We start from the raw sequence: 14389 nt of genomic DNA, 5'->3' as shown, positions 1-14389 counted from the left end.
GCGTGACCGATGCATGCCTGAAGAGCCGCTCCCGGCGGGCTTCCTGGGCCTGCATGCCTGCACAGCCAGGCCAGGTGGGGCTCTTCAGCCATGAGGCGGTTCGGTATTTGATGTATTACAATGAAAACATCGTAATGCGTTGCACGAAGGAGTGGGTCATGGGAATGATGTCGATGCGTTTGCCGGATGAATTGTCCGAGCAGTTGAGTGCGCTGGCGGATGCCACGGGGCGCAGCAAATCCTTTCTGGCTGGGCAGGCGATCCGCGATTTCATCGAGCGCGAATCCTGGCAGATCAGCGAAATCACCCAAGCCGTGCGCGAAGCCGATGCAGGCGATTTCGCCAGTGACGCTGAGGTGAGTGAAATCAGTGCGAAGTGGCAAACGCATGCGGGTTAGGTGGCTGCGCAAGGCACTCCAGAATCTTGACGAGCAGGCCGGCTACATCGCGCAAGAAAGCCCGAAAGCCGCCGCCGAGATGTTTGCTTTCGTCAAAGCCCAAGTAGATGCCCTGGCAGATTTTCCGGCCGTGGGCCGGCCTGGCCGGGTGCCGGGGACGCGAGAACTGGTCATTGATCGCTATCCATTGCTGATCCCCTACCGCGTGCAGAACGAAGAAGTGCATGTGCTCCGGGTCTTTCACACCCGGCGAAAGCCGCCGAAGGCCTGGTGAACAAGAACGGGGCAAGGGCGAGAGTCCTTGCCCCGTTTTCATTTGCCGCGATTCAGGCCTCCCAGAGGCATGCCTGAAGAGCCGCGCCCGGCGAGCTTCTTCAGCTTGCATGCCTGCACAGCCAAGCCAGATGCGGTTCTCCGGATAAGGTGTCCGCTCAAGTCCGCCCTGCGCGCCTGCGCAGCGTGATGCAATTCACGTTTCTGCGCATTTATCCGGCATTCTTGATCTGGATCCGGATTAATCCTCCCGGCAAGGCATTTGTCGCCCTAGAATCCCATGCAGATACGCAACTGCAGCAACCGCTGCGCGTTGGCGATCAAGCGGCCGAAGAACGCGGAACAGCAGCACAAGGCGATAAACCATGGGAATCCTGTCTGGCCTGCTCGGCAATGCCGGCGTCGTGTCACCTGAAAAGCTCGCTGCCGACTACGGCCGCCTGCTGGTCGAAAATGAAAGCATCGAAATCGGCTTCGTCGTGCTGCGCGACACCTTCGTGTTCACCAGCAAACGCCTGATTCTCGTGGATATCCAGAACTTCACCGGCAGCAAGATCGACTACCTGTCCGTGCCCTACAGCAAGATCACCAAATTCAGCATCGAAACCGCCGGCACCTTTGAACTGGATGCCGAGCTGAAGATCTGGGTCGGCAGCGATCCCGTGCCGATCTCGAAGAAATTCAGCAGGGCGGTGAGTATTTACGATTTGCAGCAGGTGCTGGCGACGCATGTGCTGGGGTGAGGTAAAAGGCAAGAATTACCCCTGTTTTCGTTTTCGCGAAAATCCGAAGTCATAGAGGATGATGAAATGTCCTTCGCACCCTACATGAGTGAGCAAGACAAGTTGGATCGCTTTGTCAATTCGTTCGGTACGCAGTCGTTCCGAGATCAGGCAGACCGGGATTATGTTGCTGCTCGGTTAGCCTGCCGCTATGAACTATTTCCACAGTTCCTTTGGGCTTCACATCAAGCGATAGAGAAGTACCTAAAGGCAATCCTTCTCTACAACCGCGTGAAGGCTACCAAAGTCGGTCACGATTTAGCTCTCTCGCTGTCGCTCACAGAAACCCTGCCGTTCAAGATCCAACTTTCGTCTAGAAGCCGCAAGTTCATTGCTCACCTCGCGAAGGTCGGTGAGTTCCGATACATCGATATCCCTTTCCATGTCGACGGCCACATATTGGTCGACCTTGATCTGGCTGTTTGGGAGATTCGTCGCTATTGCCAAGTTCTCTATGTCTTTGGGAAGGAGCTTCCGCTTGCAGAGCAGAGACTACTTGATGCAGCGTGGTCAGACTTGGTGGATAGCGAGACTGAACCTCGGCATAAATTTCGGTTACAGAACGGACTTTTGGAGAAGTTCCTCGAGGACAGAAAGCATCCAAGTCGCTCAGCGCTGCTCTGGCATAACCCTTGTTTTGGAGTTCGAAAGCGAGCCACGGTACGGGCAAAGAATCATTTAAGTGCACAGAATCCACTTCTGTACCTCTATCCAGAGATGCTGGACGAGTTGGTGAAGTACGTTTTCATTCCAAAGAAGCTGGTTGCCGACTATCGACAGCATCTATTGGAGATAAAGACTGGAGTTAAGGTCAGGCCGTAACCTGAAACCTTCAATCGAGAGGATGTGCCCAGTCAAGTAGGGGGCGCTCCGCGCACGCAGCCACTGAAGACCCGCCACCATCCTTCCTCTACAGCTACCCTCTTCGAATAGCCTCATCAAGAAAGGATCTGCAAGCAGGCCGTCCGCACAGTCATGCTGTATGCGGCTCTCCGGATGCCTTGCTTGTCCGCCTAATTCGTTCATCAGCAGGTCCTGCGCGTAGCGGCGCACGCTGCCGCTGCGGGGCGTGCCGCGTTTGCAGTCGCCGTTTTCGTCCATCTCTCAGGCTTGGACCTTGTCGGTCAGATAAGGATTGAGGCCCTTTTGGGATCATTTCCATCCTCCAGGTGGGAGGCTTGTCTGTGATGCATTGTGAGGTCTGCGTTGTAAGGACAGGATGCGGCGTCTCATTTGAACGGATCGCAGTGAAATCGGGACTTTCGTGATGTGCTTCACGCTGTGCATCAATGAGATGCCAGGCGGGTATGTACCTAAGTACAAATCCCAGGCTGGTGGCAAAGTTGATTCCTAGGCTGGTCTGGCTGCCTGTGCAGCAGAGTTCCAAACCCAACCAAGGATAGTCACCATGAAGATACTTTTAGCCGGGGTCGCAAGCCTCTTGTTTTCTGTACCAGGCTTTGCAACGACAGTCTCACAATCGCAAGATATCACCCAGTCAGCCCAGACTTTTACGATGGGCTTTATCGGTCTTCCAGCCAATACCGGCAGTTTCGGCACCTTTACGCTGAAGGCCAGCGGAGATTTTTCTGACAACTTCGGCACAAGCGAGGGGTTTTCGCTTGATTTTGATGGACTGGGCTCGCTATTCATCAATGAAAGCGGTGTCTTGAGCAATTCGGTGTCTGGCTTGAGTTTGCTCAGTTTCAGTTCCGTCAACATTGTCGATTTCTACGACGAAACCATTACCGCAACGTTCAGCTTGGGGTCCTCATTGCTCAGCAGTATGCTTGCTGACAATCAGGCGGTATTCAATATCCAGAACGCCTCGCAAACCGACGCCTACTATGTTCAGGCATATCCTGGGACCGATCCTGACTATGTCAGCATGTCTCTGCAATACAACGTTGCAGCAGTCCCTGAACCTGCCACGACTGCCATGCTGATGGCTGGCTTGGGGATTCTCGGGATGATGGTTCGCCGCCGCACCTGATTCGTTGTAGTGTGGCTTGTGGGAGCGAATGAGGGCTAAGTTCGTTCCATCAGGCGTTCAGCAGTAAAAATGGCGTATCGATCCGGGTGCGCTATTTTTTTTGGTTAGTCATGCCCCAAGACCGGCCACCAGAAAGTGTCTACCGCTACCCTGCGCGGATAGCCTTATCCGCTAAGGCTGTGCAAGCAGGCCGTCCGCACAGCCATGCTGCATGCGGCTCTCCGGATGCCTTGCTTATCCGCCGAATTCGTTCAGCGGGGCCGACGCCGGGTCTGAGTGAAATGAAACCCTGCATTGAGGCGCGCTGCCGCTCGCTTTAGACGCATGGCTTGAACATAGCAAGATCCGGGTCGCGGATGCGCGGCTGATCCTCCATATTCCTTAAACCGTGCCGGGGCGTGTGCCTGTCAGGACGGATTTAACGCGTGAGAGGATTCGCCAAATGTCTGTTCTGTCCAATAAGGTCGCGATTATTACCGGGGCCAGTTCCGGGATCGGTTGTGCAACGGCAAAGCTGTTCGCCCGTGAAGGCGCCTGCGTGGTGCTGGCCGCGCGACGCAAGCCGGAGCTGGATGCGCTGGTGGATGAAATCACCCGCGCAGGGGGCTGTGCCGTGGCCTTGGCGGGCGACGTCCGGGAGGAGGCGTTCGCGCAAGCGCTGGTCGAACTGGCGGTTGGGCACTTCGGCGGGCTCGATATCGCCTTCAATAACGCTGGCACGGTGGGCGAGATGGGCGCTACGCCTGAGCTGCCGCTTGCGGCCTGGGAGGAGACCCTCAGGACGAATCTGAGCAGCGCTTTCCTCGGCGCGAAGTATCAGCTTCCGGCGATGCTTGAACGAAACGGCGGCTCGCTGATTTTTACGTCGACATTTGTCGGCTATACCGTAGGCCTGCCGGGCATGGCGGCTTATGCTGCAAGCAAGGCGGGGTTGATCGGCCTGACGCAGTCGCTCGCGGCGGAATTCGGGGCCAGGGGAGTCCGGGTGAATGCCCTTTTGCCGGGCGGCACGGATACGCCGCTGGGCCGGGCTTTCGCCAGCACGCCGGAGGCGCTGGCTTTTGTGCAGGGCCTGCACGCGCTGAAGCGCATGGCATCACCGGAGGAGATTGCGAAGTCGGCGCTGTACCTTGCCTCGGACGCGTCGAGTTTCACCACGGGGACGGCGCTGCTGGCGGACGGCGGGGTTTCGATCAGCCGTAGCTGATAGGCATGTTCAACAGATTCACGGAGGCCTGAATGTCTGACTATGAGCGCATCGCCGACGCAATTTCCTTCATTGCCAGCCGGGTCAATAGCCAGCCGGGTCTGGATGAAATTGCGGCGCACGTGCATTTGAGCCCCTTCCATTTTCAGCGCCTGTTCAGCCGCTGGGCAGGCGTCACGCCCAAAAGATTCCTGCAAGTGCTGACGCTGGAGCGTGCCAAGCTGCTGCTGAGCGAATCGCTGCCGCTGCTGGAGGTTTCGGACGCGTTGGGCTTGAGCAGCGGTTCGCGTCTGTACGACCATTTCGTCCATCTGGAAGCGGTTACGCCGGGGGAGTACAAGTTGGGGGGCGCGGGTTTGACGATTGAGTACGCCGCTCATGACACGCCCTTTGGCAGTGCCTTCATTGCCACGACGCCCCGAGGGATCTGCAGCTTTGAATTTCACGAGCACGCGGAAATTGACGGGCATCTGAGGGCCTTGAAACTGAAATGGCCGCATGCAGATTTTCGTGAAAATCAGGAGGGAACGCGTGCCGTGATTCAGGCCATGTTCAGCGCAGAAAAGAAGCTGGACCGCCCGGTGTCTTTACATGTTTCCGGCACAAACTTTCAGATCAGTGTATGGAAAGCCTTGTTGCAGATACCGCCGGCCCGGCTCGTAAGCTATTCGCAAGTGGCCAGCGCCATCGGTCATCCAGGTGCCGCGAGAGCCGTGGGGCAGGCGGTCGGCGCCAACCCTGTCGTCTTCCTGATTCCCTGCCATCGCGTGATTCAGCAAAGCGGAAAACTGGGTGGCTACCATTGGGGTGAAACCCGGAAGCACGCGATCCATGCGTGGGAATCGGCAAGGGATGAAGCTGCGCCGGGAGGCTGAACCTCCTGCCGACACGCCAAGCCTTTTCTGACGCTCCTTGCGGATTTCAGCAGGAAAAATGGCGCATCCAGATCGATGCGCCATTTTCATTATTGGCCATGCCCGAAGAGCCGCGTCCAGCGGACCTGTGCGGCGTGCCTGCTTGTACAGCCATGCTGCGTGCGGCTCTGCAGGCGGGCCGTGGTTGTAAAATTGCTGCTCCGGCCTGAAGTCAATATCGTGCTTGCGGCGTGGCTATGTATAATCGCCTCGGGTGTCTGCGCAGCGTAAGGCTGATTTGCAGGCAGGTTTTCGTGCTGGTCGGGCCGCCGCACGCTGAAAGAGAACCGCCGTGCACCCATATTGCGCCCGCCCGCCGCCAGCGTCGCTCGACCTGTGCTGCCATACCTCCCTACTTCTCAAAGCTTTGTTGGCTGTCTCAAGTCGCGCTTGCGCGCTGGGCGCTGACGAGTCATCTATTCAACGTCACCAAGGATCATCGGAATGCTGACCGCGCTTGTCATCGTTTTTGTCATTGCCTACGCCGCGATTGCGCTGGAACATCCCCTCAAGGTCAACAAGTCGGCCTCTGCCTTGCTGGGCGCCGGTCTGTTGTGGACCATCTACGCCATGTCTGTCAGCGATCCTCATGTGCTGAGCGAACAGCTCGGCGAATCACTGATGAGCACCGCCCAGATCGTGTTCTTCCTGATGGGGGCGATGACGATCGTGGAGGTTGTGGATGCGCACAACGGTTTCGAAGTCATTACCCGGCGGATCAAGACCACCAAGCTGTCGTCCCTGATGTGGCTTGTCGGTTTCGTCACCTTCTTTCTCAGCGCAATCCTCGACAACCTGACGACGACCATCGTCATGGTCTCGCTGATGCGCAAGCTGCTGGCGCAGAAAGAGGACCGGATTTTCTTTGCCGGGATGATTGTGATTGCCGCCAATTCAGGCGGCGCCTGGTCGCCGATTGGTGATGTCACCACCACCATGCTGTGGATTGGCGGGCAGATCACTGCGTTGGCCATCATCAAGTCGGTGTTTCTGCCGTCTCTGGTCAGCCTGATCGTGCCCCTGGCAATTACCGCGTATGCCCTGCGTGGGCGCGACGTCATCGTCAGGGATGTCGTTGAAACGGATCACGGCCTGCGCACCACCGAGTTCGAACGCAATCTCATGTTCTTCCTCGGGCTCGGCATTCTGGTGGCTGTTCCGGCCTTCAAAACGGTGACGCATCTGCCGCCATTCATGGGCGTGCTGTTCGGCCTGGGGCTGCTCTGGCTGGTGGGTGATCTGGTTCATCGCCACAAGGAAGATGAATTCAAGCAGCACCTCACGCTCGTCCACGCCCTGAGCAAGATCGATATGAGCTCGCTGGTGTTCTTCATCGGCATTCTGCTGGCCGTCGCCACGCTGGAGCACACACACATCCTGACGGCCCTGGCCCAGTGGCTGAACCAAACCGTCGGCAGGCTGGACGTCATCGTGCTGCTGATCGGCATCGCCAGCGCCATTGTGGATAACGTGCCGCTGGTGGCCGCCTCGATGGGGATGTATGACATGGCGAGCTTCCCGCCGGATCATTTCCTGTGGGAGTTCCTCGCCTATTGCGCAGGAACGGGTGGCTCCATTCTCATCATTGGCTCCGCCGCGGGCGTGGCCGCCATGGGCCTCGAAAAGATCCACTTCTTCTGGTACGTCAAGAAAATCAGCGGGCTGGCGCTGGTGGGCTATCTCGCCGGGGCCGGCGTCTATCTGTTGCAGTACCAATTGCTGCATTGACGGCTTGGCGCTGTTCTCGAGTTCGGCGGGAAGACTTATGGCTTCCTGTCGTTCAGCCTGGGGTTCTTTTCCGGTTCACCAGGTTGTTTCACCAGAGGGGGCTTCCCTCTCCCTCTGCATTGCAAAGCGAAGAGTGATTCGGGGCGGCAGCCGCCGCCCCTCTTTTTCATGAGGGGATAAATGATGACACCAACAATCAAGTATCTGATTCTCGGCGCAGTTGTTTTCGTAGTTCTCTGGCTGGGCTCACATTTGCACATCGCCCTGGCGGTGGTTGGCGGCCCGGCAATCGGAATCCTATTCGGCGCGATATACGAGCGAATTTTTCCGCATGCTTACGATTCGAAAGTGAAGGATCGCTCCGACTCCTGATAGGTCTTGGAATTTTTGATCGTTCCCGCGTTCTACGCGGGAACCTTGCTTGTGACGCTCTGCGTGGCCAGGAGGGAAGACCGGGCGTCCAGGTCCGTGCGTCAAATGCCCCAGATCCGCTATCTGCTTGTTTCCGCAGTCATCCTGCCCGGATTGCCGCATCAGGCGTGGCTATGCAAGGTGCTAGGCTGAAGAGCATTGCTGCATGCGCCTCCCCGGATACCGTTTAATCCGCAGAGTTGCATGGGGAAGGCGATTCGATGTGGCAAAAGAAGCTGCGATCCATCCAGCCGCCACTAGACAGCTGGACTTCCTCTTAACCGCAGCCATGCTCGCCCCGACTTGCGACTTGCGACTTGCGACTTGCGACTTGCGACTTGCGACTTGCGACTTGCGACTTGCGACTTGCGACTTGCTAAATCCCCGCCCCTTGGTGCAGTCAAGTTTGACCCCCGGGCTCCGTAAATGAGCTGATGGGCTGCAGTGCAGGAAGTCGATCTCCCGCGCGCGACGCCGCAGATACACACGCTTTGCGGGCAAGGGGAACTCTGATGGGCAAGAAAATCCTGGTGGTGGACGATTCTGTGTCGATCCGGCAGATGGTGAGTTTCACGCTCAAGACGGCGGGTTACGAACCGGACGAGGCTCCGGATGGGCAGGCCGCTCTGAACAAGGCCAAGGCCACGAAGTACGACATGGTCTTCACCGATCAGAACATGCCGATCATGGATGGCCTGACGCTGATCCGCTCGCTGCGCGCGATGTCCAATTACGCACGCACGCCGATCCTGATGCTCACCACCGAAGCCGGTGATGACATGAAAAACAAGGGGCGCGAGGCGGGGGCGACCGGCTGGCTGGTGAAGCCTTTTGATCCGCAGAAGCTGCTCGCGGTGGTTAGCAAGGTCCTGGTCTGAGCGCGCCGCGAGCGGGATAGGGCGCCATGTCCATCGACCTTTCGCAATTTTTCCAGACCTTCTTCGAGGAGGCGACGGATCACCTCGCCGAAATGGAACGGCTGCTGCTGCACATCGACGTGCAGGCGCCGGTGGCCGATGATCTGGATAGCGTGTTTCGCTGCGCCCACTCGATCAAGGGCGGCGCTGGCATCTTTGGTTTCAACAAGCTTTCCGAGCTGACGCATGTGCTCGAATCCCACCTCGATCTGGTGCGCTCCGGCAAGGCGCGGCTGACCGACGCCGTTTCGGATGAATTGCTGCATGCGGTGGATTATCTGCGCGAGGTGCTGCAGTCCTATCGCGATGGCAGCGAGCTGGATGAAACCCGCTTCGTCGCCATGCACGCACGGTTCCAGCGCATCGGCGCTATCGAGAGCAACGCCCCGGCGCAGCCGGTGGTGGGGGTGATCGAGGCGATTGAAGATGATTCTTTCGGTTTCTTTGAGCCGCTTGTGGCGAGCGACGTGGATGAAGGCTTCGGCCTGTTCGAGCCGCTTGAAACGGCGCCTGTGGCGAGCGACGACAATGAAGGCTTCGGTTTCTTCGAGCCGCAGTCTGCACCTGCCGCCACGAACAGCCCGTTCGATGAAGGTTTTGGCCTGTTTGAGCCCTTGCCTGTGCCATCCCCGGAGAACCGCACGCAGCCTGAACCTTCAGGCCTTGTGCCTGCACAGGCAAGCGCAGCGCCGGTCTCCAGAGAGGCTGCTGCGAAAGCCAATCCCGATGCGGCTTCCATTCGGGTCAGTGTTGAACGCGTCGATCAGCTGATCAATCTGATGGGTGAACTGGTGATTACCCAGGCCATGCTGGACGAGACCGGCAAAGGGCTGGAAGGCCCGCAGGCCGAGCGTTTGCAGCACGCCTTGGGGCTGCTGGAACGCAACACGCGGGATCTGCAGGAGGCGGTGATGTCGATCCGCATGCTGCCGATCAGTTTCGTCTTCAATCGCTTCCCGCGCGTGGTGCGCGATCTGTCGCAAAAGCTGAATAAACAAGTTGATTTGCTGATTCACGGCGAAGGCACGGAGCTGGATCGCGGGCTGATCGAAAAGCTCGTCGATCCGCTGACCCACCTGGTGCGCAACAGCATCGATCACGGCATCGAATCGCCCGAGAAACGACTCGCCGTTGGCAAGTCGGCGCGCGGCACGGTCACCCTGCGCGCCTCGCAGCAGGGCGGCAATATCGTGGTCGAAGTTAGCGACGATGGCGGCGGGCTGAACCGCGAACGCATCCTCGCCAAGGCTGCCGAAAACGGCCTGCCAGTGCATGAAGGCATGAGCGATGCGGACGTGTGGCTGCTGATTTTTGCGCCGGGATTTTCGACTGCGGCCGAGGTCACTGATGTGTCCGGTCGGGGCGTGGGCATGGATGTGGTCAAACGCAATATCGCGGATCTGGGCGGGCGCGTGGAGATTCAATCAACGCCGGGCCTGGGCTCCAACTTCATCATCCGCCTGCCGCTGACCCTGGCGATTCTGGACGGCATGTCGGTCGCCGTGGGGCAGGAAACTTTCATCATTCCGCTCACCTACATCCTTGAATCCCTGCAGCCCGCGCCCGGCGATATTCGTTGCGTGGCCGGGCAGGGTGAGGTGGTGCATGTGCGCGGTGACTACCTGCCACTGATCTCGCTCTTCGATGTGCTCGGCCTGCGTGGCGTGCATGCCGTGGACAGCAAGATTCTGGTGCTGGTGCAGGCCGGCGATCGCAAGGCGGCGCTGCGCGTCGACGATCTGCTGGGCCAGCATCAGGTGGTGATCAAGAGTCTGGAATCGAACTACCGGCGTGTGCCTGGCGTATCCGGCGCGACGGTAATGGGCGACGGGCGTGTGGCCCTGATCCTGGATGTGGCCGATCTGGTCAATGGTCGTCAGGCTGCGCAGGCGGCCTGAGTACAGCAAGCAAGGAGTCGGCATGAACGCACCCATCAGTAGCGCCACGAATGGCCCGGCCGCCGGCGCAGTGGAATATCTGAGCTTCTCGCTGGGCGCAGAGGAATATGCCGTCGATATCCTCAAGGTGCAGGAGATTCGCGGTTACGACGCGGTCACCACCATCGTCAATGCGCCGGAATTCATCAAGGGCGTGATCAACCTGCGCGGCACGATCGTGCCGATTGTGGATATGCGCATCAAGTTCGCGCTGGGCGAGGTGACATACAACGAATTTACCGTGGTGATCGTGCTCAATCTGGCTGGTGGCCGTGTGGTGGGTGTGGTCGTGGATGGCGTGTCGGAGGTGATGACTCTGCCGCCAGCGGACATCCGTGCCGTGCCGCCGATGGGGTCGGTGGTGACTACCGAATACCTCACCGGCCTGGCTGCGGTGGGGGAAAGAATGATCATCCTGATTGATATCGAAAAACTGATGAACAGCCCGGAAATGGGGCTGGTTGAAATAGCGGTTTGAGTCAGCTCGAACAAACGTCCTGAGTGCTCCAGAGAAAACACAGTCGAGGTAAGCCATGAAACTCAATATGCCGGTCACAGGCCACGAGATCCAGCTCGAAGATGACACGCTGATTGTGTCGCGCACCGATCTCAAGGGGATCATCCTCTCGGTCAATCGAGATTTTCTGCGCTACTCGGGCTTTACCGAACAGGAGTTGATCGGCAAACCGCACAACATGGTGCGTCATCCGGACATGCCCCCGGCGGCTTTCGAGGATATGTGGAACACGCTCAAGGCCGGCAAGCCCTGGGTCGGGATGGTCAAGAATCGTCACAAATCTGGCGACCACTACTGGGTTGAAGCCAATGCCACGCCGGTGATGGAGGGCGGTCAGGTCACTGGCTACCTGTCGATGCGCGTCAAGCCCTCGCGCAGCAAGGTCGAGGCGGCTGAGGAGCTTTACAAAGCCATGCGCGAAGGCCGTGCTGGTAAGGTGGCAATCCGTGAAGGGCGAGTGGTCAGCACTGGCTTGCTGGCCAAACTGAACTTGTTCCGGCGTGTGCATGAGGGGGCGAGTCTTGCCACCAAGTTTGCGCTGATCGGTGCCTTGCTGCTGGCGCCCTTGGTGTTGGCGTTGAGCTTGCTCGGCCTGCAACTCAAGGAGGGAATCGATAGCGCCAAACTGGAGCGCGAGGGCGTTGCGCTGCATGTCCAGTTACGCCAGTTGCTGCCAGAGATGCAGAAGCATCGAGGTCTGACGGGGCTGGCCAATGCCGGCAATGCCGATGCCAAACGCTCTCTGGGCTCTATCGATAGCCGCATTGCCAATCTGAGCAAGGCGCTGGACGACAATGCCAAGCGGTTCTCTGACCTGAAAGTCGATAAGGAGTGGCTGGCGATCCGCTCTGATTGGGCGAACCTGATGGCCGAGACCGGCAAACTCAGCGCCGATCAGAATTTTTCACGGCACACAGAGGTCATTGAAAAAGTTGTGCGCTTGATGAGCGAAGCGGCCGATCATTCTGGCTTGGTGCTTGACCCGGAAGGTCCCTCTTTCCACCTCATGAATGCGGCCATCGTCAATGCGCCGGAGTTGATGGAGCATCTTGCTTTCAGCCGGGGCTACGGTTCGCAGATGATTGCGCGCAACCAGCTGGACGTGGACAGCCGCTACAAGATGACCGAAATGATCGTAGGCGGAAATGCGCATCGCGAGATCATCGAATCGGCGGTAGCGCATGTGGTGGACGACCGGCCTGAGTTCGATGCCTCGCTGGGAAAGCTGGTCGCCAGCCTTGGCGATACGGCGCAGAAGTTCAGCAGTATGGCTTCACTGAAATTGCTGATCCCGGCCAAGCCCGAGATTGCCGGTCCAGAGTTTTTTGCAGCCGGTACGGTGGCCGTGGATGCCGTGTATGCCTTCTATGACAAGGCCGTGGTCGATCTGGATGGCTTGCTGGTAGAGCGTATCAACCGACTTTACACACGTGGTATTGAGGTTTTCGGCGCGGCGATCTTTGTCTTCGTGCTTGGCGTGGTCATCGCCATCTGGTTTGTGCGTAACACGTGCTCTTCCCTGCAACTGGCGATTGACAGGTTCTGGGAGGTTTCTTCCGGTAACTTCAAGGGTCAGGTGCAGGCGACCACACAAGACGAGGTTGGTCAGTTGCTGCGTGGCCTGAAATCCATGCAGACCAAGTTGGGCTTTGAGCTGAATGATTCTCGAGAAAAGACTGAAGCGGCCCTGCGCCTGAAAATCGGTCTGGACAGCGTGACCACCAATGTGATGATTGCCGACCCGGATCGCAACATCATCTACATGAACCCGTCGGTGGTGAAGATGATGCGCGACGCGCAGAGCGACATCCGCAGGGACTTGCCGCATTTCGATGCTGATCGCCTGCAGGGGCAGAAGATCGACGTGTTCCACAAGAATCCCGAGCACCAGGCCCGCCTGCTGGCAACCTTCACCAGCACTTATCAGGCCACCGCCAGGGTTGGCGGGCGCACCTTCCTGCTCACCGCCAATCCGGTGATCAACGAGCGCGGCGAGCGGCTGGGCAGCGTGGTGGAATGGATCGACCGGACCATCGAAGTGGCGGTGGAGCAGGAGGTCAATAACATCGTCTCCGCGGCAGCTGCCGGCGATTTCACCAGCCGTATCGATCTGGCTGGCAAGGATGGCTTCTTCAAGACTCTGGCTGAAGGGATCAACAAGGTGGTGGCGACTTCGGACGCCGGTCTCAAGGACATTGCCCGCGTGCTGAGCGCACTGGCCAAGGGCGATCTGACCGAGAAAATCACCGCCGACTATCAGGGCACCTTTGCTGATCTGAAGGATTACACCAACGAGACGGTGCGCAGCCTGGAGCAGATGCTGCGGCATATCCGCGAGGCCTCGGAAACCATCCATACGGCATCCGGTGAAATCGCCAGCGGCAATCTGGATCTGTCTTCGCGCACGGAAGAACAGGCGGCTTCGCTGGAAGAAACCGCCGCCAGCATGGAGGAGCTGACCTCGACGGTGAAGCAGAACGCGCAGAACGCACGGCAAGCCAACAAGCTGGCTGAAGGCGCTTCGGAAGTGGCGAGTCGTGGCGGCGATGTGGTGGGCCGGGTGGTGATGACCATGGGCGAGATCAACGAGAGCGCGCGCAAGATCGTGGACATCATCGGCGTGATCGACGGCATCGCCTTCCAGACCAACATCCTCGCGCTGAATGCGGCGGTGGAAGCCGCACGGGCTGGCGAACAGGGTCGTGGCTTCGCCGTGGTGGCGGGCGAGGTGCGCAATCTGGCGCAACGCTCGGCGGCGGCAGCCAAGGAAATCAAATCCCTGATCAGCGACTCGGTGGAGAAGGCCGAGGGCGGCAATCGCCTCGCCGAGCAGGCCGGTAAAACTATGGAGGAGGTGGTGACCTCGATCAAGCGCGTCACCGACATCATGAACGAGATCTCGGCGGCTTCACTGGAGCAGAGCAACGGCATTGAGCAGGTCGGTACGGCGGTCACCCAGATGGACGAAACCACCCAGCAGAACGCCGCGCTGGTCGAGCAGGCCGCGGCTTCGGCCGAAGCTCTGTCGGGTCAGGCGGCAAGCATGCTGCAGATCGTACGACGTTTCCGTCTGGATGATTCGAGCGCACATGATGTGAGCGGCAGCGTGGCGCTGGAAGCACCGGCAGCGGTGCGCAGTACACACGCCTTGTCCAAACCAAAGAAGCCCGCTGCGCGGATTGCCGCACCACGCAAGGTCGTGGCGCCGCCAGCAGCTAAGGCAGGTGAGGAGGATGACTGGAGTGAGTTCTGATTGCTTGTACAGGAGCGATGCCTGAAGAGCCGCGCGTGGCGGACTTCTTCAGGCATGGT

Annotated in this window: 13 protein-coding genes; all 13 read left to right on the top strand. The window is 58.7% G+C overall.

What is annotated here, in order from left to right:
* Nucleotides 1-158: 158 nt before the first annotated feature.
* Complete coding sequence (locus tag ABXR19_RS09210; protein ID WP_354600828.1) at nucleotides 159-398, top strand: CopG family ribbon-helix-helix protein; 240 nt, start codon at nucleotides 159-161, stop codon at nucleotides 396-398.
* The gene (locus ABXR19_RS09205; protein ID WP_354600827.1) at nucleotides 388-672 is read left to right on the top strand and encodes a type II toxin-antitoxin system RelE/ParE family toxin; all 285 of its coding nucleotides are present in this window, start codon (nucleotides 388-390) and stop codon (nucleotides 670-672) included. Before ABXR19_RS09210 ends, ABXR19_RS09205 begins: the two co-directional genes overlap by 11 nt.
* 364 nt (nucleotides 673-1036) lie before the next feature.
* The gene (locus tag ABXR19_RS09200) at nucleotides 1037-1414 is read left to right on the top strand and encodes a PH domain-containing protein (RefSeq protein ID WP_354600826.1); all 378 of its coding nucleotides are present in this window, start codon (nucleotides 1037-1039) and stop codon (nucleotides 1412-1414) included.
* A 66-nt stretch (nucleotides 1415-1480) separates the two neighbouring features.
* Nucleotides 1481-2275 carry a HEPN domain-containing protein gene (locus ABXR19_RS09195; protein ID WP_354600825.1) on the top strand — a complete coding sequence of 265 codons (795 nt, stop codon included), beginning with the start codon at nucleotides 1481-1483 and terminating at the stop codon, nucleotides 2273-2275.
* A gap of 586 nt (nucleotides 2276-2861) precedes the next feature.
* On the top strand, nucleotides 2862-3446 hold the full coding sequence (locus ABXR19_RS09190; RefSeq protein ID WP_354600824.1) for an FxDxF family PEP-CTERM protein: 585 nt from the start codon (nucleotides 2862-2864) through the stop codon (nucleotides 3444-3446).
* A 442-nt stretch (nucleotides 3447-3888) separates the two neighbouring features.
* Nucleotides 3889-4653 carry an SDR family oxidoreductase gene (locus ABXR19_RS09185; protein WP_354600823.1) on the top strand — a complete coding sequence of 255 codons (765 nt, stop codon included), beginning with the start codon at nucleotides 3889-3891 and terminating at the stop codon, nucleotides 4651-4653.
* A 32-nt stretch (nucleotides 4654-4685) separates the two neighbouring features.
* Nucleotides 4686-5528 (top strand): methylated-DNA--[protein]-cysteine S-methyltransferase, encoded by an 843-nt coding sequence (locus ABXR19_RS09180; protein ID WP_354600822.1) that lies wholly within the window; start codon nucleotides 4686-4688, stop codon nucleotides 5526-5528.
* A 483-nt stretch (nucleotides 5529-6011) separates the two neighbouring features.
* On the top strand, nucleotides 6012-7295 hold the full coding sequence (gene nhaD / locus ABXR19_RS09175; protein ID WP_354600821.1) for a sodium:proton antiporter NhaD: 1284 nt from the start codon (nucleotides 6012-6014) through the stop codon (nucleotides 7293-7295).
* A gap of 180 nt (nucleotides 7296-7475) precedes the next feature.
* Nucleotides 7476-7667: a hypothetical protein gene (locus ABXR19_RS09170; RefSeq protein WP_354600820.1), complete on the top strand. Its 192-nt coding sequence runs from the start codon at nucleotides 7476-7478 to the stop codon at nucleotides 7665-7667.
* Between the two features lie 551 nt (nucleotides 7668-8218).
* Nucleotides 8219-8584 carry a response regulator gene (locus ABXR19_RS09165; protein WP_354600819.1) on the top strand — a complete coding sequence of 122 codons (366 nt, stop codon included), beginning with the start codon at nucleotides 8219-8221 and terminating at the stop codon, nucleotides 8582-8584.
* A gap of 26 nt (nucleotides 8585-8610) precedes the next feature.
* On the top strand, nucleotides 8611-10521 hold the full coding sequence (locus tag ABXR19_RS09160; protein ID WP_354600818.1) for a chemotaxis protein CheA: 1911 nt from the start codon (nucleotides 8611-8613) through the stop codon (nucleotides 10519-10521).
* A 22-nt stretch (nucleotides 10522-10543) separates the two neighbouring features.
* Nucleotides 10544-11038 (top strand): chemotaxis protein CheW, encoded by a 495-nt coding sequence (locus ABXR19_RS09155; protein ID WP_354600817.1) that lies wholly within the window; start codon nucleotides 10544-10546, stop codon nucleotides 11036-11038.
* 55 nt (nucleotides 11039-11093) lie between these two features.
* A complete protein-coding gene (locus ABXR19_RS09150) occupies nucleotides 11094-14330 on the top strand; it encodes a methyl-accepting chemotaxis protein (RefSeq protein WP_354600816.1) in 3237 nt (1078 codons plus the stop codon).
* The last annotated feature ends 59 nt before the right edge of the window (nucleotides 14331-14389 follow it).

Origin of the sequence: Uliginosibacterium flavum (assembly GCF_040566545.1) — a bacterium.
Classification (GTDB): domain Bacteria; phylum Pseudomonadota; class Gammaproteobacteria; order Burkholderiales; family Rhodocyclaceae; genus Uliginosibacterium; species Uliginosibacterium flavum.
Note: the sequence above shows the minus strand (reverse complement) of the source record. Positions and strands in the feature narration are given on the sequence as shown.

Excerpts from the sequence above, each read along its gene's own strand:
- ABXR19_RS09200 (WP_354600826.1), top strand. The coding sequence starts at position 1,037 with ATGGGAATCCTGTCTGGCCTGCTCGGCAATGCCGGCGTCGTGTCACCT.
- ABXR19_RS09205 (WP_354600827.1), top strand. The coding sequence starts at position 388 with ATGCGGGTTAGGTGGCTGCGCAAGGCACTCCAGAATCTTGACGAGCAG.
- ABXR19_RS09195 (WP_354600825.1), top strand. The coding sequence starts at position 1,481 with ATGTCCTTCGCACCCTACATGAGTGAGCAAGACAAGTTGGATCGCTTT.
- ABXR19_RS09155 (WP_354600817.1), top strand. The coding sequence starts at position 10,544 with ATGAACGCACCCATCAGTAGCGCCACGAATGGCCCGGCCGCCGGCGCA.
- ABXR19_RS09190 (WP_354600824.1), top strand. The coding sequence starts at position 2,862 with ATGAAGATACTTTTAGCCGGGGTCGCAAGCCTCTTGTTTTCTGTACCA.
- ABXR19_RS09210 (WP_354600828.1), top strand. The coding sequence starts at position 159 with ATGGGAATGATGTCGATGCGTTTGCCGGATGAATTGTCCGAGCAGTTG.
- ABXR19_RS09180 (WP_354600822.1), top strand. The coding sequence starts at position 4,686 with ATGTCTGACTATGAGCGCATCGCCGACGCAATTTCCTTCATTGCCAGC.
- ABXR19_RS09165 (WP_354600819.1), top strand. The coding sequence starts at position 8,219 with ATGGGCAAGAAAATCCTGGTGGTGGACGATTCTGTGTCGATCCGGCAG.
- ABXR19_RS09170 (WP_354600820.1), top strand. The coding sequence starts at position 7,476 with ATGATGACACCAACAATCAAGTATCTGATTCTCGGCGCAGTTGTTTTC.
- ABXR19_RS09150 (WP_354600816.1), top strand. The coding sequence starts at position 11,094 with ATGAAACTCAATATGCCGGTCACAGGCCACGAGATCCAGCTCGAAGAT.
- nhaD (WP_354600821.1), top strand. The coding sequence starts at position 6,012 with ATGCTGACCGCGCTTGTCATCGTTTTTGTCATTGCCTACGCCGCGATT.
- ABXR19_RS09185 (WP_354600823.1), top strand. The coding sequence starts at position 3,889 with ATGTCTGTTCTGTCCAATAAGGTCGCGATTATTACCGGGGCCAGTTCC.
- ABXR19_RS09160 (WP_354600818.1), top strand. The coding sequence starts at position 8,611 with ATGTCCATCGACCTTTCGCAATTTTTCCAGACCTTCTTCGAGGAGGCG.